The sequence below is a fragment of the Autumnicola aciditolerans genome (assembly GCF_041679265.1).
Classification (GTDB): domain Bacteria; phylum Bacteroidota; class Bacteroidia; order Flavobacteriales; family Flavobacteriaceae; genus Autumnicola.
Genome location: NZ_JBGFSM010000005.1, coordinates 1 through 19,588, shown reverse-complemented (window position 1 = coordinate 19,588; position 19,588 = coordinate 1). Strand labels below are relative to the sequence as shown.

The 19,588-nt window shown below is 39.1% G+C and carries 17 protein-coding genes and 1 pseudogene; 7 read left to right on the top strand and 11 right to left on the bottom strand.

Going from position 1 to position 19,588, the window contains the following annotated elements:
- Positions 1-86: 86 nt before the first annotated feature.
- From AB8M93_RS06240 to AB8M93_RS06230, 3 genes are read right to left on the bottom strand one after another with little or no spacing between them, the layout of a single operon-like run.
- A complete protein-coding gene (locus AB8M93_RS06240; RefSeq protein ID WP_373056718.1) occupies positions 87-533 on the bottom strand; it encodes a hypothetical protein in 447 nt (148 codons plus the stop codon).
- A gap of 20 nt (positions 534-553) precedes the next feature.
- Positions 554-868, bottom strand: a complete 315-nt coding sequence (locus AB8M93_RS06235; RefSeq protein WP_373056717.1) for a nucleotidyltransferase domain-containing protein — start codon at positions 866-868, stop codon at positions 554-556.
- Positions 869-878: 10 nt separating this feature from the next.
- Positions 879-1,124 carry a nucleotidyltransferase substrate binding protein gene (locus tag AB8M93_RS06230; protein WP_373056716.1) on the bottom strand — a complete coding sequence of 82 codons (246 nt, stop codon included), beginning with the start codon at positions 1,122-1,124 and terminating at the stop codon, positions 879-881.
- Between the two features lie 375 nt (positions 1,125-1,499).
- Here AB8M93_RS06230 and AB8M93_RS06225 point away from each other — a divergent pair, with 375 nt between their 5' ends.
- Positions 1,500-8,630 carry a YDG domain-containing protein gene (locus AB8M93_RS06225; protein WP_373056715.1) on the top strand — a complete coding sequence of 2,377 codons (7,131 nt, stop codon included), beginning with the start codon at positions 1,500-1,502 and terminating at the stop codon, positions 8,628-8,630.
- 201 nt (positions 8,631-8,831) lie between these two features.
- Here the strand turns inward: AB8M93_RS06225 and AB8M93_RS06220 are convergent, their stop codons facing one another.
- Positions 8,832-9,041, bottom strand: a complete 210-nt coding sequence (locus tag AB8M93_RS06220; protein ID WP_373056714.1) for a site-specific integrase — start codon at positions 9,039-9,041, stop codon at positions 8,832-8,834.
- 910 nt (positions 9,042-9,951) lie between these two features.
- On the opposite strand from AB8M93_RS06220, the gene AB8M93_RS06215 reads away from it, so the two are divergent.
- From AB8M93_RS06215 to AB8M93_RS06200, 4 genes and pseudogenes are all read left to right on the top strand, one after another.
- Positions 9,952-10,140, top strand: a complete 189-nt coding sequence (locus AB8M93_RS06215) for a type II toxin-antitoxin system HicA family toxin (RefSeq protein ID WP_373056713.1) — start codon at positions 9,952-9,954, stop codon at positions 10,138-10,140.
- A 54-nt stretch (positions 10,141-10,194) separates the two neighbouring features.
- On the top strand, positions 10,195-10,623 hold the full coding sequence (locus AB8M93_RS06210) for a type II toxin-antitoxin system HicB family antitoxin (RefSeq protein WP_373056712.1): 429 nt from the start codon (positions 10,195-10,197) through the stop codon (positions 10,621-10,623).
- Positions 10,624-11,340: 717 nt separating this feature from the next.
- A pseudogene (locus AB8M93_RS06205) lies at positions 11,341-11,478 on the top strand (alpha-2-macroglobulin family protein); the annotation flags it as partial.
- A gap of 216 nt (positions 11,479-11,694) precedes the next feature.
- On the top strand, positions 11,695-12,027 hold the full coding sequence (locus AB8M93_RS06200; protein ID WP_373056711.1) for a cyclic-phosphate processing receiver domain-containing protein: 333 nt from the start codon (positions 11,695-11,697) through the stop codon (positions 12,025-12,027).
- A gap of 60 nt (positions 12,028-12,087) precedes the next feature.
- On the opposite strand, the gene AB8M93_RS06195 is transcribed toward AB8M93_RS06200, so the two are convergent.
- The 7 genes from AB8M93_RS06195 to AB8M93_RS06165 form a co-directional block, all read right to left on the bottom strand.
- The gene (locus tag AB8M93_RS06195) at positions 12,088-12,750 is read right to left on the bottom strand and encodes a class I SAM-dependent methyltransferase (protein ID WP_373056710.1); all 663 of its coding nucleotides are present in this window, start codon (positions 12,748-12,750) and stop codon (positions 12,088-12,090) included.
- Between the two features lie 307 nt (positions 12,751-13,057).
- Positions 13,058-13,462, bottom strand: a complete 405-nt coding sequence (locus AB8M93_RS06190; RefSeq protein ID WP_373056709.1) for a hypothetical protein — start codon at positions 13,460-13,462, stop codon at positions 13,058-13,060.
- A 16-nt stretch (positions 13,463-13,478) separates the two neighbouring features.
- Positions 13,479-13,793, bottom strand: a complete 315-nt coding sequence (locus tag AB8M93_RS06185; RefSeq protein ID WP_373056708.1) for a nucleotidyltransferase domain-containing protein — start codon at positions 13,791-13,793, stop codon at positions 13,479-13,481.
- Positions 13,794-13,795: 2 nt separating this feature from the next.
- A complete protein-coding gene (locus tag AB8M93_RS06180; protein WP_373056707.1) occupies positions 13,796-14,218 on the bottom strand; it encodes a nucleotidyltransferase substrate binding protein in 423 nt (140 codons plus the stop codon).
- A 670-nt stretch (positions 14,219-14,888) separates the two neighbouring features.
- A complete protein-coding gene (locus AB8M93_RS06175) occupies positions 14,889-15,554 on the bottom strand; it encodes a DNA-binding transcriptional response regulator (RefSeq protein WP_373056706.1) in 666 nt (221 codons plus the stop codon).
- 9 nt (positions 15,555-15,563) lie between these two features.
- Complete coding sequence (locus AB8M93_RS06170) at positions 15,564-16,196, bottom strand: sensor histidine kinase (protein WP_373056705.1); 633 nt, start codon at positions 16,194-16,196, stop codon at positions 15,564-15,566.
- 408 nt (positions 16,197-16,604) lie between these two features.
- Positions 16,605-17,483, bottom strand: coding sequence for a tetratricopeptide repeat protein (locus AB8M93_RS06165; protein ID WP_373056704.1), 879 nt, complete (start codon positions 17,481-17,483; stop codon positions 16,605-16,607).
- 212 nt (positions 17,484-17,695) lie between these two features.
- On the opposite strand from AB8M93_RS06165, the gene AB8M93_RS06160 reads away from it, so the two are divergent.
- On the top strand, positions 17,696-18,202 hold the full coding sequence (locus AB8M93_RS06160; RefSeq protein ID WP_373056703.1) for a hypothetical protein: 507 nt from the start codon (positions 17,696-17,698) through the stop codon (positions 18,200-18,202).
- A 288-nt stretch (positions 18,203-18,490) separates the two neighbouring features.
- Positions 18,491-19,573: an AAA family ATPase gene (locus AB8M93_RS06155; RefSeq protein ID WP_373056702.1), complete on the top strand. Its 1,083-nt coding sequence runs from the start codon at positions 18,491-18,493 to the stop codon at positions 19,571-19,573.
- The last annotated feature ends 15 nt before the right edge of the window (positions 19,574-19,588 follow it).

Here is a 19,588-nt window from a genome sequence, read left to right as displayed (position 1 = left end):
TTATTCCACAATGGCCCTCCTGAAAATAAAGAATAGGAAAACATGCATCGCAATGCGAAAAGCTATTTTCACAAAATGTTAAAGTCTTAATGCTGTCTCAATAATTCCTTTGCGCGGTCTATGGCCATACAGCAAATATTCCCGTAAGAATCTTCTCCCTGCTCCACAAGTTGATAGGAATTTATGAATTGATAATAGGCGATAACTGCACGGGGATGTTTTTTAGCTTCCAGTAAAATTTGATATGAAGCATTTCTAAGGTCTTTTCTCATGATATCATCAACATATCTTTTTAATTCCTGATCAGGAACGAATGTTACTTTATTGATTTTTCGCCTGAATTCTAGTAACCGCTGTCTGGAACCATGCTTGTCAATTAGGTTGCTCAACATTCCCTTTTTGTAAGCTTTAAAATCATCGATATCACGAGCAGGTGAGGCGTAGAGAGAACTCCCATTTTCATCGGGAGCGTAAAACCAAAATCCTTTTTTTAGCTCTTTTTTTAATTTCCTGGGTATTCTGAATCTTGCCATTTTTAAATCAAACCTCTAAATTATATTGCTATGGGGTCCTTGACGTATAATTGTTTCCCAACCCTTTTTATGTGATGGACCAACTCTGGATTAGAAAGTTTTTGATAAATGGATAAGTCAATCGTATAGGCTAACATTAGGTCATCGAGTTTTTTCTCAACCTGAAGCAGTTCATCAAAACTTAGCTCCGCTTTTAAGCTAATATCAATGTTAGATCCTTCCCGGTAAGTTCCCAAAGCCCTGGAGCCATAGATCAATGCCTCTTCAATTCCTGGAAAAGAATTGAATACTTTAATTAGTTTCAGAAGTACATGATCTTTTAATCCAAATTCCATAATAAATTTGCTATTCAACCGCTTTTTGCATGCTCAGCATCTTTTCTTTAAAATTATTAAAAAGCGCTACATATTCCTCCAAAATGATATTAACTATTTTTATTACCGTTTTTTCATCATAAGTATGAGTAGTTCTATTTCGACTAATAATTATAGCCATCCAGTTTTCTGATATCTTCTCTGGCCATACTGGAAGGTTTCTTTTACAAATGTAGTTAATAAGAACGCTTTCTGGAAGTCCTGTTGCTGAAAGCATTAGTATTAGTAGAGAAATTTCTTTAATCAGTTATAGAGGTAAAAATTACAGAGCTGCACAAACCTTTTAATTTTGGAATTTGATTGAGAAAATTCCGGAAGCGGGTTCACCACTTCAAATTGTGGTACTATTTATAAAGAAAAACTCTTAATAAATATTATTATAAAGCACTTTATTTCAGTGATTTCGGCTATTTATCGATTTATTAATACATATCCTCGAAAAGTTTAAATTTTAAACTAAACAAAAATTAAAATTCTGTTAATTTGACTTAAATATTGTGTATGAAATAAGCCCTATCTTTTTGATACCCAGTATGGTCCTTCCCCCTGAATAGGATACTAGCTTAGTTTATTAATTAAATCTTTCTTTAAAATGATTGCACTATTACTCAAGTTTAATAGGCTAACAGGTATTTTGCTGTTACTATTGTTTTTAGCACTGCCAACAATGTCAATTGTGGGGCAGACGGGATCCGGCCATGAGCAAAATGAGACTGCATCATCCACGGCCACTGTAACAACCGATAAGGATGATTATGCTCCTGGAGAGTATGTAATTATAACCGGAACCGGTTGGCAACCAGGCGAGAGGGTGGATTTTACGTTCGAGGAAACTCCTAAACCGGAAACCTGTGTCAATTCCCATGATAATTTCGCTATTGCCGATGCGAATGGTAATATTTTTTATAATGAGTTTTTGATTAAGGTTAATCATATTGGTGTTGCTTTTGTCTTGACGGCAACCGGGCAAACTTCAGGTAGAATTGCAGTTACGGAGTTTACGGACGCTAATGTTACTTTTACTGCATCAGGATTACCAAATGGCGCTACAAATCAAATTATTGTTACTTGGAATGTAGTAACTGTATCAGGCAGTGCACCCTTACCAAACCCTAGTTCAGGTACTCGAGAGTTCGTTTATCCCGGCCCTTCAAGTCCAGCAATTCCCGTTAGAAATGACCAAAGTGTTACTTATTCTTATAACGATTTAATTATTTCTGGTACAACTTATTCTGCTGTTGGCGGTTCTGTGCAAGGTGCAAATAATGGAATGGGAGGACAAACCATTAATGCCGTCTATTCTGCGGTTGCTTGTGTTTCTCCTTCAATTTCAACTGTTCCAAGTGACAAAATAATAACATATGGTGATCCAGATCCAATATTTTCGGTTGGGGCTAGTGGTGATGGATTGAGCTACCAATGGCAATATAACACAACAGGCGCACCATCAGTATGGAATAATGTGGGTGCAAATTTAAACAGTTATACTGTTCCATCTCCTAATGTTAGTTTCAGTGGACGTACTTATCGAGTAGTAATTACAGGTAATTGCGGCACTGTAACTAGTGCTCCGGCAAGCCTTACTGTGAACAAAAAGAATATCACCGGAAGCTTTACAGCAGGAAACAAAGTATATAATGGTGAAACATCTGCAACTGTTGCTACAAGGAGCTTGACAGGTGTGCTCTCAACAGATGCATCAAACGTAAGTTTAACCGGTGGTACGGCAACATTTGCTACTGCCTCAGCAGGAACAGGTAAGACTGTAACACTTACAGGAGCAACACTTGCAGGAACTGTTTCTGGCAACTACAACCTGCTTTCAATAGGAACAACTACAGCTGATATCCTTGCAAAAGATATCACCGGAAGCTTTACAGTAAGCAACAAGGTATATGATGGTAATACCTCTGCAACTGTTGCTACAAGGAGCTTAACAGGTGTGCTCTCAACAGATGCAGCAAACGTAAGTTTAACCGGTGGTACGGCAACATTTGCTACTGCCTCAGCAGGAACAGGTAAGATTGTAACACTTACAGGAGCAACACTTGCAGGAACTGCCTCTGGCAACTACAACCTGCTTTCAATAGGAACAACTACAGCTGATATCATTGCAAGAGATATCACCGGAAGTTTTACAGTAAGCAACAAGGTATATGATGGGAATACATCTGCAATAGTGAATTCCCGATCTTTGATTGGTATAGTAGGTACAGATAACGTTAATCTAAATGGTGGTACTGCGACTTTTGATAATAAAAATGTTGGAATTGCTAAGACTGTTATTTTAAATGGTTATTCTCTATCTGGAACTGCAGCAGGGAATTATAATTTGACAACAGTTACCGATGCAAATGCTGATATCACCCAGGCAGCTCTTACCGTAAGCATCACTGCTGACGATAGAGAATACGATGCCACTACGGACGCCACAGTTGTGATCGCTGGTATTTCTGGAATCCTTGGATCAGATGATGTTACTGCTTCGGCAAGCAATGGAAACTTTGATGATAAGAATGTTGGAACCGATAAAACGGTGACTGCAGATATCGCTACCGCTGGTACCGATGCTGGAAACTACAGCTTCAATGCCACGGCTACGGCTTTTGCTGATATTACCCAGGCCGCTCTGACCGTAAGTATTACTGCCGATGATAAGGAGTACGATGCCACTACAGCTGCCACCGTTTTGGTAGCTGGTGTTTCGGGAATCCTTGGATCAGATGATGTGACTGCTTCGGCAAGCAATGGAAGTTTTGATAATAAGAATGTCGGAACCGATAAGACGGTGACTGCTGATATTGCTTCTGCTGGTACCGATGCTGGAAACTACAGCTTTAATGCCACGGCTACGGCTTTTGCTGATATTACCCAGGCAGCTCTGAGCGTAAGTATTACTGCTGATGATAAGGAGTACGATGCCACTACCGACGCCACAGTTGTGGTAGCTGGTGTTTCCGGAATCCTTGGATCAGATGATGTAACTGCTTCGGCAAGCAATGGAAGTTTTGATGATAAGAATGTTGGAACCGATAAAACGGTGACTGCTGATATTGCCACCGCTGGTGCTGATGCTGGTAACTACAGCTTCAATACTACGGCTACGGCTTTTGCTGATATCACCCAGGCCGCTCTGACTGTAAGTATTACTGCTGATGATAAGGAGTACGATACCACTACGGATGCTACCGTTTTGGTAGCTGGTATTGCAGGAATTATTGGATCAGATGATGTGACTGCTTCGGCAAGCAATGGAAACTTTGATGATAAGAATGTTGGAACCGATAAAACGGTGACTGCAGATATTGCTACCGCTGGTACCGATGCTGGAAACTACAGCTTTAATGCCACGGCTACAGCTCTTGCTGATATTACCCAGGCAGCTATGACCGTAAGTATTACTGCTGATGATAAGGAGTACAATGCCACTACCGACGCCACAGTTGTGGTAGCTGATGTTTCGGGAATCCTTGGATCAGATGATGTGACCGCCAGTGTTTCTAACGGAAGTTTTGATGATAAGAATGTCGGAACCAATAAGACGGTGACTGCAGATATCGCCACCGCTGGTATCGATGCTGCTAACTACAGCTTCAATGCCACGGCTACAGCTCTTGCTGATATCACCCAGGCAGCTCTGACCGTAAGTATTACTGCTGATGATAAGGAGTACAATGCCACTACCGACGCCACAGTTGTGGTAGCTGGTGTTTCGGGAACCCTTGGATCAGATGATGTGACTGCTTCGGCAAGCAATGGAAGTTTTGATGATAAGAATGTCGGAACTGATAAAACGGTGACTGCAGATATTGCTACCGCTGGTGCCGATGCTGGAAACTACAGCTTCAATGCCACGGCTACGGCTTTTGCTGATATTACCCAGGCCGCTCTGACCATAAGTACTACTGCTGATGATAAGGAGTACAATGCCACTACAGCTGCCACAGTTGAAGTTTCCAACATAGTAGGAATCCTTGGATCAGATGATGTGACTGCTTCGGCAAGCAATGGAAACTTTGATGATAAGAATGTCGGAACCGATAAAACGGTGACTGCAGATATCGCTACCGCTGGTACCGATGCTGGAAACTACAGCTTTAATGCCACGGCTACGGCTTTTGCTGATATTACCCAGGCCGCTTTGACTGTAAGTATTACTGCGGATGATAAGGAGTACGATGCCACTACAGCTGCCACAGTTGAAGTTTCCAACATAGTAGGAATCCTTGGATCAGATGATGTTACTGCTTCGGCAAGCAATGGAAGTTTTGATGATAAGAATGTCGGAACCAATAAGACGGTGACTGCTGATATTGCTACCGCTGGTACTGATGCTGGTAACTACAGCTTCAATGCTACGGCTACAGCTCTTGCTGATATTACCCAGGCAGCTCTGACCGTAAGTATTACTGCTGATGATAAGGAGTACAATGCCACTACAGCTGCCACAGTTGAAGTTTCCAACATAGTAGGAATCCTTGGATCAGATGATGTGACTGCTTCGGCAAGCAATGGAAGTTTTGATGATAAGAATGTCGGAACCAATAAGACGGTGACTGCAGATATCGCTACTGCTGGTACCGATGCTGGAAACTACAGCTTCAATGCCACGGCTACGGCTTTTGCTGATATTACCCAGGCCGCTCTGACCGTAAGTATTACTGCTGATGATAAGGAGTACGATGCCACTACCGACGCCACAGTTGTGGTAGCTGGTATTGCAGGAATTATTAGATCAGATGATGTGACTGCTTCGGCAAGCAATGGAAGTTTTGATGATAAGAATGTCGGAACCAATAAGACGGTGACTGCTGATATTGCTACTGCTGGTACCGATGCTGCTAACTACAGCTTCAATGCCACGGCTACAGCTCTTGCTGATATCACCCAGGCCGCTCTGACCGTAAGTATTACTGCGGATCATAAGGAGTACGATGCCACTACAGCTGCCACAGTTGAAGTTTCCAACATAGTAGGAATCCTTGAATCAGATGATGTGACTGCTTCGGCAAGCAATGGAAGTTTTGATGATAAGAATGTTGGAACCAATAAGACGGTGACTGCAGATATTGCTACCGCTGGTACCGATGCTGGAAACTACAGCTTCAATACTATGGCTACAGCTCTTGCTGATATCACCCAGGCAGCTTTGACCGTAAACATCACTGCTGATGATAAGGAGTACGATGCTACTACGGATGCCACAGTTGTGGTAGCTGATGTTTCGGGAATCCTTGGATCAGATGATGTTACCGCGAGTGCTTCTAACGGAAGTTTTGATAATAAGAATGTCGGAATCGATAAAACGGTGACTGCAGATATTGCTACCGCTGGTACCGATGCTGCTAACTACAGCTTCAATGCCACGGCTACGGCTTTTGCTGATATTACCCAGGCCGCTTTGACTGTAAGTATTACTGCGGATGATAAGGAGTACGATGCCACTACCGACGCCACAGTTGTGGTAGCTGATGTTTCGGGAATCCTTGGATCAGATGATGTTACTGCCAGTGCTTCTAACGGAAGTTTTGATAATAAGAATGTCGGAACCGATAAGACGGTGACTGCAGATATTGCTACTGCTGGTACTGATGCTGGTAACTACAGCTTCAATGCTACGGCTACAGCTCTTGCTGATATTACCCAGGCCGCTCTGACCGTAAGTATTACTGCGGATGATAAGGAGTATGATGCCACTACAGCTGTCACAGTTGAAGTTTCCAACATAGTAGGAATCCTTGGATCAGATGATGTGACTGCTTCGGCAAGCAACGGAAACTTTGATAATAAGAATGTCGGAACCAATAAGACGGTGACTGCTGATATTGCTACCGCTGGTACTGATGCTGGTAACTACAGCTTCAATGCCACGGCTACAGCTCTTGCTGATATTACCCAGGCCGCTCTGACCGTAAGCATTACTGCTGATGATAAGGAGTATGATGCCACTACAGCTGCCACAGTTGTGGTAGCTGATGTTTCGGGAATCCTTGGATCAGATGATGTGACCGCCAGTGCTTCTAACGGAAGTTTTGATAATAAGAATGTTGGAACCAATAAGACGGTGACTGCAGATATTGCTACCGCTGGTACCGATGCTGGAAACTACAGCTTTAATGCCATGGCTACGGCTTTTGCTGATATTACCCAGGCCGCTCTGACTGTAAGTATTACTGCTGATGATAAGGAGTACGATGCCACTACCGACGCCACAGTTGTGGTAGCTGGTATTGCAGGAATCCTTGGATCAGATGATGTTACTGCTTCGGCAAGCAATGGAAACTTTGATGATAAGAATGTTGGAACCGATAAAACGGTGACTGCAGATATCGCTACCGCTGGTACCGATGCTGCTAACTACAGCTTCAATGCCACGGCTACAGCTCTTGCTGATATTACAGCTAAAGCTCTCACTATTAAAGCAAATGACGCAGAAAAATACTGCGGACAAAACGACCCGGAATTTTCTGTAAGTTACGATGGTTTCGTACCTGGCGAAGGTAGAGACAATTTAAATGGCGAACTGCATTTCAACACTAATTCTGATAACAGTGAAGCGGGAATTTTTATAATTACTCCTGCCGGTTTAATTTCTGATAATTATGATATTTCTTTTGAAGAAGGGATGTTAACTATAAATGGAGTAACCATCGATGCCAGCACAAGTAGTAATCCAGTTCAATTAGGAACTACAGCAACGCTTTCAGCCCAGGTAACACCGGCTGTAGCTGGGGTGAGTGTAACATTTACATTGTCTGAATATAACAATACAAATACAGGGATATTTGCACAGGCTTATACAACCACAACCGGATCAAATGGGATAGCTACTGTGACAGTACCTAATCTGCCATCTGATGTGTATAAAGTAACAGTAGTTGCCGGAGGTGGATGTTCAGAATCTGAAGCTTACTTACCGGTTTACGATCCTGATGGAGGTTTTGTGACCGGAGGTGGATGGATCCAATCTCCAGGAACAGCGATGGAATCTGGAGCAACTGGTAAAGCAAACTTTGGTTTTAACGCGAAATATAAGAATGGTAAGAACAATATGACTGAAGTTGATGGTAATACAAACTTCCAATTCCAGGCTGGGGATTTACATCTTAAGAGTATTTCTCACGATAATATGTCACTGGTAATTTCAGGAGCCAAAGCAACCTATCGAGGGGTTGGAACTGTTAATGGTGCCGGTACACATAAATTCCTGTTGATTGCGATTGATGGAGATGTTTCCGGAGGTGGTGGAGTAGATAAATTCCGAATTAAAATATGGAAAGACAATTCTTCTGGAGTTCTATACGATAATCAATGGATGGTTGACGAAAATTCCAACGATGCTACAATTATAGGCGGCGGTTCAATCGTCATTCATAAACCTAAAGGACCAAATAATAAGTCATCTGAGACTTCTGAAAAGGCCTATTCAATTACTGAGGCTCAAACTCTGCAAATAGAAAATTTAAATTCTCTGGAAGTTGCTCCTAACCCAATGAATTCTTACGCAGACATTAAGTTTAGCCTTAAAAATGAATTGAAAGCAGATCTGTGGATATTCGATATAAATGGAAGAAAATTAAAAAATCTTTATTCATCAGTTGTTAAGGCCAATGAAGTAATTGAAGTAAGGTTTGAAAGAGGTAATCTAATGAGCGGTATGTATATTTGTAAATTGGTGACCGGTGATGGAAGGTCTTATGAAAAACAAATCGTAATAAGATAAAAATAAAATAATTTTCAGAATACAAGTCCGGCCTGAAAATCCGGACTTTTTATTATGTCTTGTACTGAAATAAGTTGACGATTTTTGAATGTTTTTTTCATCTTTATTAGTTAATATTTCTAATACTTGATGGTATATTTTGTAGGAACGGTAGTGTAGATGTTTTTTTAAGTGAACCTGGTTCTTTGTTTTAAATGAAGTCTATAATTGGATGGTTATGAGATATTTGTGTCCGAACATTATACTTACCGATTCAATAGGAACTTCGTTTGTTAGCGCAATAGTGGTTGCAAATCTATGCCGGGCCAGTTGAGTGGTAAAAGGCTTTCGTATTCCGCACACCATTGCAATTTCTTTTAGAAAAGCATTGGATTTTTGATTGCTCAGCACGGGTAGAATACACTTACACATTTTTACCTCCGGATAATCCTGCTAGCGATCAATAATTTCTTCGGCTATTGGTAATAGTGGAATACTGCTCAGGGATTTTGTTTGGTTCTCTTGATCCTTATCCATTTGCCACCGTCTATTCCAGTGATTATATTAGCTTCTGTTAGTTTTTCACATCCGAGTAAGCCAATCCAGTATAACAATTAAAAACGAACATATCTCTCACAAGCTTTAGCCTTTCGAAGTGCAAATCTTTTTCTAATAATATTTAACCCAAATGAAAAAGGGGAGTCGGAATTTGAATATTACCATTACATCCTCAGTTATGGTCCAAGATCTTTATATAATTCCAAGAATCCAACTTTCCAAGAACCTAAAAGATAATTTAATAAAAATTTTTAACATGAATGGATTAATAGATGCTAGGAGTTCCTGAAATATTTTGTACAGTATTTAGAAATGAATGATCTGGTTATAGCTCATAGATCAGATGTTAATGCTTAAGTTGGCCAGTTAAGGGAAAGGTACCTGATAAAAAAGTCCCTCACGTACAAAGAAATTTCAGATGCCAAGCTTTGGGGGAAAGGTGTGGAAGCTACTGCTAAATGTGAATTAGAACCACATGAAATATTTAAAAGGAATTGCCTATCGCATTCATATTTCAGCTGTGGAAAGAGTGGCTGAAATCAAAGACACCTTATATGAGAAAAAAGCCATTGAATCATAGCGGCTCTTAACTGAATCGAATAACAATTCAAATTTCAAATCATAACAAATTTCAATTTCAAATCATCTTAAAATTCTTTAGAAATGTTAAAGTCAAATAAATTTTTATAGCATATATGCTATATATAGCAAAGATGATATATATTTGTACTAGCGCAAGCGGAATGTTCTTTGAATTATTGTTTCATCATTAAACCAGAAGTAAATGGCTAAAGTTTCAGAACTGCTGAAACTGCTAAAAAAGGATGGTTGGTACTTGCACCGTAATGGAGCAAATCACGACTTGTATCGACATCCTACGAAGCAGGGACAGCTTACCGTTGCCCGGCACCATTCTAAGGAAATGGCTAAAGGAACGTACAACAGTATTTTGAAAAAAGCGGGTCTTAATTAATCCGCTTTTCCAAATACTAATATTAAATATTCAAAACCTAAATATTCAAGACCTATGCATAATTTTCATGACAACTTAAAAGAAACTAGCCCCCTTACCGTAATTATAGAATTCACTAATACCGGTTTATCTGCCTATATTAAAGAAGTAGATGGTCTCACAACCGTTGGGGATTCATTGGGAGAGATTAAAAGAAATATTAACGAAGTGATCCAATACGAATTAGAGTATTTGGAAGAACAAGGTGAAGAAGTACCAAAAATCACTGATCTAAAAATTAATTATGTGATAGATTTAGAGCAGTTTTTCTCTCACTATAAAGTAATTAATAAAACTGCATTTGCCGCGTATACCGGTATCAATCCAGGTCTTTTTAGACAGTATGCAAAAGGCTTAGTACCTATTTCTGATAAAAGAATGGAACAAATTTCAAAAGGATTACAAAAATTATCAGATGATTTAAATCATCTTCAGCTTGCGTAAAAAATTAAATTGGTTTAAAACAGAGCAGCAATTCAAAGATATGCCACCTTTCGGGGTGGCTTTTTTTAGGTAAAATAGGCAAGATCAGAGCAAAAAAAAATTTTTCAGATTTACCTCGAAATGAAAACTGAACTCTGGTTTAAAAGTAAGTTGGGTAGCAAGAGGGTAACGGACTAACGCCGCGTTATAGTTGTCAAATTGTTATATTTTAGCACTTTAAAATTTGAATAAAACTTGTTTTTTAGTAAAAATGCGTCAACTTCAACCACAACCTATAAGCCATGCGACAAAAAAAGAAAAGCTAAACGTTGACTGACCAGAAAATCTTCAACCGGTTTTTTATAAATATAGATTAATTACTCTTTTCAGAAGCAAAGAAAATTCATCACCGGATTGGTCTCGGTTTAACGAATTTGATTTTTAGAATTGAAAATCAGGCTGAAAAAAGGATTAAAAACTTAGGTCTTGTCGTTTATTTCTTAAATTTAATCACTACCAATGATAACTATTTCATGAAAAAAATGTTCATAGGAACCCTATTCCTTCTCTCCAATTTTGCCAGAACTCAAAATTTGCCTTTAGCTGATACCTGGAATACCATCGATTCACTTGAAATAACAGGTAAGGTTTCCTTAGCAGATGCATTAACGCAGAAGCTTTGAACCTACAGATGTTTTATCGAAATATAAATATCAGGATAGAACCGCCTATTATCAAAGTACGCGTGATGCCGCAACTCATTTCTTTTTCGATACTCTTCCAAAAGGAAGTTATATATTGGAATATACGGTGAGGGCAAATAATGCCGGATACTTCTCCAATGGGATTACCTCCATTAAAAGCATATGCCCCTGAATTTTCAGGGCATACCAAGGGAATTCGAGTGGAGATAGGAAAGGAGTGAGTATAATTTAGTTAAAAAGTTTACTAAAGCAATATCAGAGAAATAGCCATTTTAATAAGTTGTAGTCAATCGGGCAGCAGAGGAGTCAAAATAATATGATTGGGATAAGGAAATTAAAAGTGTATAGTTTCCCTATAGATGAATCAAAATTGAGAAAAAAGGAAAGTATGAGGAAGTTGTTTCTGGATGATCTGCGAAACCCTGAAATGGTTTATACTCCTTCTGAAGCAGAAGCTTTTGTAGTGGTGCGCAGCTTCAGGCAATTTGTAGAGTATATTGAAGAAAATGGCCTGCCGGATTTTATAAGTTTTGACAACGACCTGGGATTGGACGAAAATGAAGAGTTAGCACCTGATGGTTATGCCGCGGCCAAATGGCTGGTGTATGAATCGGGTTTGGATCTGCGCAACCTAAAATTTCATGTTCACTCGGCAAATCCTGTGGCGGCAGAGCAAATACGGGGATTGTTAGAGAATTATATTATTTTTTTGAAGAAGTAGCGACATTAAAAAGTCTATTTTTAAAATAAAACAAAAAATTGAAATCGCAGGTATTACTCTCTAATATACCTTATAGAACGTAGTTACTAATAATCCTTTGAATCCGGGAGAAGGAACCGCTAATAATTGCTTTTCTTCTCTGACATTAAAGTTAAACGGTGATGCTAAAAGGTTTATACCACTTTGTTTTTTTAGCCTGATGCCCTGGCCGGAAATAATATCTTTGTTGGGTTCAAAATCTTCTTCAGGTAAGTGTTCGGTGAGAATGACATATTTGAAATCGTACAGTTTTTCTACCACACTCTTGATTTCCGAATTTGATAAATGTTGCAGCACCTGCCTTAGAATTGCACAATCTCCCGGAGGCAATTTATCCTTTGCAATATCCAGGGTCTGGAACTTTAAATTAGCTGCTTTGAATTCTTCTTTATTATGCGCTATTAGCTCCGGAACTATGTCTATAGCAATGTACTTTTTACAATATTTTACCAGTTCTTTCCCAACATTGAAATCCCCGCAACCCAGGTCACAAACTGTCGGCGGAGTTTCAAAGCCTTCTAAAAAACCGGATACTACAGCTGTATACGGTTTTACTGTCTCAGGATGATGTGAGCCTAAACCTGAATAGAATTCAGCTTCCTTACCACCCCACAAATTGTTTTTATAGATCTGCACCATGGCAGCTTTTGTGGGCCATGGCTTTTTTATTTTTTTCTTCTTCATTAGTAGTGGTCTATTCTCTTCAGAGAAGTGGCTTTAAGTGTTAAAAATCAAGGATGATCTTCGGCTGATCGTGCCGTACATTATAGTTGTGTTTAGAACGAACACACAGCAGTACTTTTTCAGGATCTTTCTTGTCGGCCCGCTGAGTTTACTCCCTAATCCCGTAAAGGAGTAAAATCTATTCAGTGAAATTAAAGTTCAGGGCGCATAAAAACTGGATAGACGCCAAGAATTCTTTTACTCCAATAAAAGTGCTTTGTTAAAGAGGTCGTGGATAGGCCATCTATTTTAGGGAAATTCTAAAGACTCAATTCTTCCTCAATAATTCCTTCGCCCTGTCTATGGCCATGCAACAAATATTTCCATAAGAATCTTCGGCAATAACTGCACGAGGATGTTTTTTAGCTTCCGATAAAATTTGATAAGAAGAATTCCTGAGGTCTTTTCTAATTATTTTATCCACATAGTTTTTTAGCTCATCATCAGAAATGAGTGTTGGTTTATTGATTTTACTGCGAAATTCCATAAGCCGCTGCCGGGAACCATGCTTGTCCACCAGGTTTGTCAACACTCCTTTTTTATAGGCCATGAAATCATTAATATCACGCGAAGGTGAGGCGTGGAGGGAACTTCCATTTTCATCGGGAGGATAAAACCAAAACCCTTTTTTTAGCTCTTTTTTTAATTTCCTGGGGATTCTCAATTTTGCCATCTTTAAAACCTCAAGGTTATTTTTCTATGGTTTCTTTTATGTAGATTTGCTTTCCAACCCTGTTTATATGGTCTATCAAATCAGGATTAGAAAGTTTTTGATAAATGGATAAATCAATCGTATAGGGCAACATTAGATCATCAAGTTTTCGCTCAACCTGAATTAATTCCTCGAAACTCAGGTCTGCTTTTAAGGTAATATCAATGTCAGATCCTTCCCGGTAAGTTCCCAAAGCCCTAGAGCCATAGATCAATGCCTCTTTGATTCCCGGAAAAGAACGGAAAACCTTTCTTAGTTTTAGAAGTACATGTTCTTTTAATCCAAAATTCATTATTATTCAGCTTCCTTACTAATGCTCAGCATTTTTTCTTTAAAGTTGTTGAATTGTGCTGCATATTTTTCTAAAATGGCATCTACTATTTCTATAGCCGTTTCTTCGTCATAAGTATGAGTAGTTCTATTTCGACTAATAATCATATCCATCCAGGTATCTCCGTCTTTGATTAACCCAAATTTAAAAGCTTCACGTGTGGCATCCCGGCTTCCTCTTATTTCAGGATTGCCCTGGTAAGCAAAATAATCTTTCATTACATTCCAGGCCAGCTCATGGGTAAATTCAAAAGACTGGATAAGCCCTTGTTTTTCGAGTTCTGAGAGTTCTCGTTTTTTGCTTAAGTCTGTCGCCTTATTCAATTGGATCAAGGCTTTTTCAAAATTCTTAAAGCGCTGATGCCATCTAATATCTTCTCCGGCCATTCTTGCAGGTTTCTTTTACAAATGTAACTATAAAAATACATTCTAAAATTCCTGGTGCTGAAAGCAGACATAGAAATAAAAATCCTTACTATATTAAAATGTAAAACTAAAAGAATGGAATACCCTCTTATTTTACTTTGAAGCTAAAGAGCCAGTGCTGTTCGTAAATAAAATGGCAGGTGATTTTTGAGAACATTCCTTCATTTTCAGCATTTATATAATTTACTTCTCTTCCTGTCAGTTGGTTTCAACCTTTGAGCCTTCTGCAAATGCTGAAATCTTTTTAGGGTACCTCTCCTTTCCTCATAGGATTTGCCATACTTGTACCATGGAGGCATTAATCTCAATTTGATGTTGTTTACGTTTCATAGCGATGAAAAGATGTTTTGATTTTAACAATGATCTGGACCTTGAGAAAAATGAAGATTTAATCCAGGGTACTCATGCTTGGCAAAATGGCTGGTTCGGGACTGGATATGAACGGCCTTAATTTCATTCAGCGAATCATGTGGCGGCGGGGGCAGATAAGAAAATTTGTGAAGAATAATATCAAAATCAAATAGGGCGTATTGTTCTTGAAATTACCTTATTTTGCCAAAATTAAATGCCGGACTCCGGGGAAGCGTTCGACCCTACTCAACCCGCTTTCTCCCGGAACCGGCATTCTTGCTTATATTAATCTCAAATCCTGCATAATGTAAATAAGATGCGGATTGGTGTTGGCATTAAATTCTTCCCTTAGGCTTTTTAGTTTTTTTTCAATGGCACTTTTACTGTTAGGCCTAATATTCATGCTCTTCAGTTTTTCCTGAATTTCATCTTGGGAAAATCCCTTCGCCAGGTATTTAACAATATTTATTTCAAAATCGTCTAAAGCAAGCAGGTTGTTCTGTTTCAATATCTTTTCAATAGAAGGTGAGTTGTAGGCCATATCTCTGTTAAGGCTTTTAATAGCCTCCTTCAATTCTTTTAGTCCATTGCGGTCTTTACATACATAAGCCTCTATATGCCCAGATTCCCAAAGTTCTTTTACCGTTTGCGGATGATCTTCAATAGAGTTTACCAATACCTTTAGTTCCGGATTTTCAGTTTTCAACAGTGCAATAAGTTCTTTTCCGGATTTAATTTTTTCCTGCCGGTGATCTTGTTTAAATGAAAGATCACAAATAAGCAAATCAAAAGGTTCATTCTCCTGAGATGCTTTTTTTGCCATAAGCCATGCCTTGTCGCAATATTGAGCATGATGGGCTTCGGGAATTTTAAGCTCCTTTAAAACAGAGGCTACAGCATGATTGATGCTGTCCATATCTTCTGCTACTAAAACTTTTTTAAACATGCTGGAAAACTAAATGGGGATCTGGATTAAAACTTTTAAACCTTTGCCCGGTTCGGTTTCAAAATTAAGCTTTCCTTTTACTGAAAAAATACGGTTTTCCATATTTTGAATGCCATTTCCCGATTTTAGGCTATTATTCAAAAATCCAATTCCGTTATCCGAATATTGAACATTTAATAAATTTTTATCCTCAGAAAATATGATTGCCACTAAACTTGCCTTGCTGTGTTTATTCATATTGATCATCATCTCCTGCAGCACCCGGTAAAGAATAATTTTTTTCTCAGGATTAAGTCTATTCCAGTCAATGCTGTTTTCACCACGTATGATAATCCTGGAGTTTTCTGTAGTAGAAATTAAAGTAGATAGTAAATGCGGAAGATAGTTTTGGTCCAGTGGAATGCTGCTGTTCTCGCGTGAAATATTTCTCGTGCGATGATAAATATGTTCCAGTTTATCCATCAGGTCAGTTGGTGCAATTCCCTGCATTCCACCCATTACATTATAGAGATCATTAGCTAATTCGTCGTGGATCTTCTTTGAAATCCTGGTCTCTGTTTGGTGAGCTTGCCTGATCTTTTCCCTGCTATGCTTTTGTTTTAAATAATAAAATCCGAAGCCGCTGCTTATAAATATCAGCAAGCCTCCCAGGGATGTGATGATAATTTTGTTTTTTAATTCTTTTGCTTCAACTTTTTGCTGAGTTGTCTCCGCTTCCAGGTGGTCAATTTCATCCTGTTTCTGCTCTTCGTCATATTTAATCTTGGCAAAAGTATTTTTGGCCTTAAGATTTGCATTTTGAAGGCTGTCGTTTAAGCTTATATATCTACTGGTGTATTTTTTTGCTTTTTTAGCTGAAGAGAGTTTAATGATACTTTTTAAGGCATTCAGTTCTGAATTAGGACTGGCATTCTTTTTTGTGTTTTCCAGCCATTTTAAAGAATAAGCCAGTGCCTTATTAGGTTCTTTATTTTCGAAGTAATTAGAAAGATGTTCATAACTGGAGTTTAACCCATCCAGCTCGTTGTTCTTTAACCGAATGTTTAGAGCTTAAGTAAGCTCTTCAATCACGCTGGCCGTGGAATCCTGTATCCATCTGGTGTAGGCATAGTTATCTATAAATCGCGCTTCTGAGTTTTCATTAACATGATCTGCATTTTTCAAAATCTCTTCGAAAGTTTCCAGGGCCTTTTCATATTCAGCTTCATTTCGCATAACCAGTGCTATATTATTGAGATATGACAGGCTGTCCTCCAGAGATGCTGAATATTTCATGGCATTTTTATATTCCCTGATAGCATCTTTTGGGAAACCCCGGTTGCTGTAAGAGATAGCGATTAAATTATAAGCGCTACTGATAAAAGCGGAATCCTTATCCCTGGAAAGCAATCTTAAAGCTGTGGTGGCATTCTCCTGACTTCCAACATAATCTGCCATTCTGGCCTGGGCATTGGCCATTTCAAGGGAACGTTTGCCCGCCCTTATACTATCGCCAACACTTAAAAATCTTTGCCTGGAAAGAAAGTAATTTCGGAAAGCTTCTTCCGAGTTATTGAGATTTCGATAAACAGTAGCTTTACGGTAATAACCCAGCGCCTCAAAATAGGTATTTTCACTCTTCCCGGCCTGCCGGATCATTCTTTCCGAATAAGCCATGGAACTGTCATATTCCTTCAGCTTGTTAAACGAATGGATAATCCCGTCCAGAAGATAGAACTTTATTGTATCATTATTAATTTTTCCCAGTCGAATCCCTTCTTTAAAATGAACCAGCATTTTGGAAGGGTCTTTAATTTTTAAACCTCTTTGGAAGTAAGCTTCTGCGGAATCTTCTCTTATTTCAAAAGGATTGTTTTTTGTGGATTCATTGCAGCCGAAAAAGATCAGGAAGAGCATCGGGAGCATTAAAAAATATCGGGGCCATTTCATAGCTGCGAAAATAGAAAAGACTAACATATCCGAAAACTGAAAAGTCCAGGAATTTTACGGGAAACCGTAAGGAAGTTTTACATGCTAAAATTATGTTTGTGCCAGAAGGCGTTAGTTTTAGTCATTGCTCTTTTTCAATTTTAAAACTACAATCTCACGCTAAAAAAAATTTCCCCGTTTTTGAGATTGAAATGGATTAAAAACCTTTATTAATGAAAAAAATTTCTCTTTTAATTTTAGCAAGTATACTGCTTGCAAGCTGTTCTTACCGAATTACTGATTTTACCATTATTTCAACAAAGAATGTTGATCTTTCAAGAGCGGGCTCCTTCACCCGTGCCAAGGCGAGAAATGAGGGTGTTGATAAGATACATATCATTCTGTGGATTCCCTTCGGAAGGCCTCATTTAAAAGAAGCCATAGATCGCGCGATAGAAGCTACTCCAGGTGCCGTTGCCCTGGTAGATGGGGTTGTTTATTCTAAATCGTGGTGGGCAATTCTATACGGACAGTCCAAAATTGTAGTGGAAGGAACACCTCTAGTTGACCCTTCATTAGCAAGTACTCAAAAGATGCCGGAATATTCCATAGCGAAACTTGATAATAATGGGGAGGTAAAGGAAATAGTCGAAATCTCGAAAGAAGAGTATTCTAAAATGAAGAGTGAAATTTCACGCGATATGACTGCTAAACAATTCAGATCAACTTCTGAATTATAAAGATATCAGGAAGTATGAAATTTGCCCCTGGATTATACCTGTTTCCTCACTACTTTTTTACCCAACACAGGTTCTTTGGGCACACCTGTACATGAGTTAAGATCACCCTTTTCCGGTCAAAAAAACACCTCCAAAAGCCTGCAAATAATATTTTATGCGTCACGAATTGACGCAAGCCATGATCACCTTTGAAACATCCGACCCGGCAGAAATTCTTCCGGAATGTAGGGTGACAGGAGAACGGAAGCTGGGGCGGATTTTTTTACTGAATCTAATAAGACTGATCCTATGAACTACGGAAATAACACAGAACCTAATCTCTTACCCGGTTTTCAACTTAAAGATCTCATCGATAAGTGGGGCTATCTCAACCATAAAATGTTGTACATGAGCTATTTTGGAAAGTACCCCAGCACCACCACTTTTGGAGAGGTGGATCTAAAAAAGTTTCACGTCGGGTTTCCTAAGCGGTTTCAGGAGAAAATCGAGGGTTATCATTATGAAAAGCATTCGGTGCGGGAAGCCTGGAAAAATGAATACCTCTATGTGCTGCAAAACAGCATCATACTGGAAAAGACGAATGATGAGGTCATCCTTAATTATAAAAATGAACATGATGAGCTGCTTAAGGAGGTCATCCATTTTATTGAAGAATTGGAGCAGAAAGAGAAAAACAAGGCACAGATCAATCTTATTATTTCTCAGCCTCATGGATTGGACAATAAAAAAGTGGATTTTGTCAAGCCACAGCTTGATCTGTCTTTGAGTTACAACGATGGCTTCGATACTTTTCACCAGAAGATGCTGGATATCCTACAGGAAGAAGGCAAAAGCGGTCTCCACCTGCTCTATGGAAAACCCGGCACCGGGAAGAGCACCTACATACGGCACCTGTGCGGACTGGTAGAAAAGAAGATCGTCTTTCTTCCGGGACAAATGGCGCAGAATCTTGACAACATCCTTATGACCCGCTATTTGATGAAAAATCCTAATTCCATCCTGGTCATAGAAGATGCCGAAGAGCTGGTGGTTTCCCGTGATCAAAAACGCAACTCCAACCTGGCCATGATCCTCAACATCACCGACGGGATCCTGGGAGAATCCCTGGGCATTCAAATCATTGCCACCTTTAACACAGATGTTCAAAACATCGATCCCGCCCTTAAACGCAAAGGCCGTTTGAAATCAGCATATGAATTCAAGGCGCTTTCTTCTGCAAAAGCCAACAGGCTACTACAGGAACAACAAATGGACTATTCAACAGATGAAGAGATGACCCTGGCAGAGATCTATAACATCAGTGAAGAAGTGTTTATTTCAACTGAAAAGTATACCACTATTTCATTTCAAAAGTATACCATTTTAAATTAATTAACAACGGTATCC

What these genes read in the sequence shown, in the direction of transcription:
- AB8M93_RS06240 (WP_373056718.1), bottom strand. Translation starts at nt 533, where the DNA reads ATGGCAAGATTCAGAATACCCAGGAAATTAAAAAAAGAGCTAAAAAAA.
- AB8M93_RS06220 (WP_373056714.1), bottom strand. Translation starts at nt 9,041, where the DNA reads ATGTGTAAGTGTATTCTACCCGTGCTGAGCAATCAAAAATCCAATGCT.
- AB8M93_RS06235 (WP_373056717.1), bottom strand. Translation starts at nt 868, where the DNA reads ATGGAATTTGGATTAAAAGATCATGTACTTCTGAAACTAATTAAAGTA.
- AB8M93_RS06225 (WP_373056715.1), top strand. Translation starts at nt 1,500, where the DNA reads ATGATTGCACTATTACTCAAGTTTAATAGGCTAACAGGTATTTTGCTG.
- AB8M93_RS06200 (WP_373056711.1), top strand. Translation starts at nt 11,695, where the DNA reads ATGAGGAAGTTGTTTCTGGATGATCTGCGAAACCCTGAAATGGTTTAT.
- AB8M93_RS06230 (WP_373056716.1), bottom strand. Translation starts at nt 1,124, where the DNA reads ATGCTTTCAGCAACAGGACTTCCAGAAAGCGTTCTTATTAACTACATT.
- AB8M93_RS06180 (WP_373056707.1), bottom strand. Translation starts at nt 14,218, where the DNA reads ATGGCCGGAGAAGATATTAGATGGCATCAGCGCTTTAAGAATTTTGAA.
- AB8M93_RS06195 (WP_373056710.1), bottom strand. Translation starts at nt 12,750, where the DNA reads ATGAAGAAGAAAAAAATAAAAAAGCCATGGCCCACAAAAGCTGCCATG.
- AB8M93_RS06215 (WP_373056713.1), top strand. Translation starts at nt 9,952, where the DNA reads ATGGCTAAAGTTTCAGAACTGCTGAAACTGCTAAAAAAGGATGGTTGG.
- AB8M93_RS06185 (WP_373056708.1), bottom strand. Translation starts at nt 13,793, where the DNA reads ATGAATTTTGGATTAAAAGAACATGTACTTCTAAAACTAAGAAAGGTT.
- AB8M93_RS06175 (WP_373056706.1), bottom strand. Translation starts at nt 15,554, where the DNA reads ATGTTTAAAAAAGTTTTAGTAGCAGAAGATATGGACAGCATCAATCAT.
- AB8M93_RS06165 (WP_373056704.1), bottom strand. Translation starts at nt 17,483, where the DNA reads ATGAAATGGCCCCGATATTTTTTAATGCTCCCGATGCTCTTCCTGATC.
- AB8M93_RS06210 (WP_373056712.1), top strand. Translation starts at nt 10,195, where the DNA reads ATGCATAATTTTCATGACAACTTAAAAGAAACTAGCCCCCTTACCGTA.
- AB8M93_RS06190 (WP_373056709.1), bottom strand. Translation starts at nt 13,462, where the DNA reads ATGGCAAAATTGAGAATCCCCAGGAAATTAAAAAAAGAGCTAAAAAAA.
- AB8M93_RS06155 (WP_373056702.1), top strand. Translation starts at nt 18,491, where the DNA reads ATGAACTACGGAAATAACACAGAACCTAATCTCTTACCCGGTTTTCAA.
- AB8M93_RS06160 (WP_373056703.1), top strand. Translation starts at nt 17,696, where the DNA reads ATGAAAAAAATTTCTCTTTTAATTTTAGCAAGTATACTGCTTGCAAGC.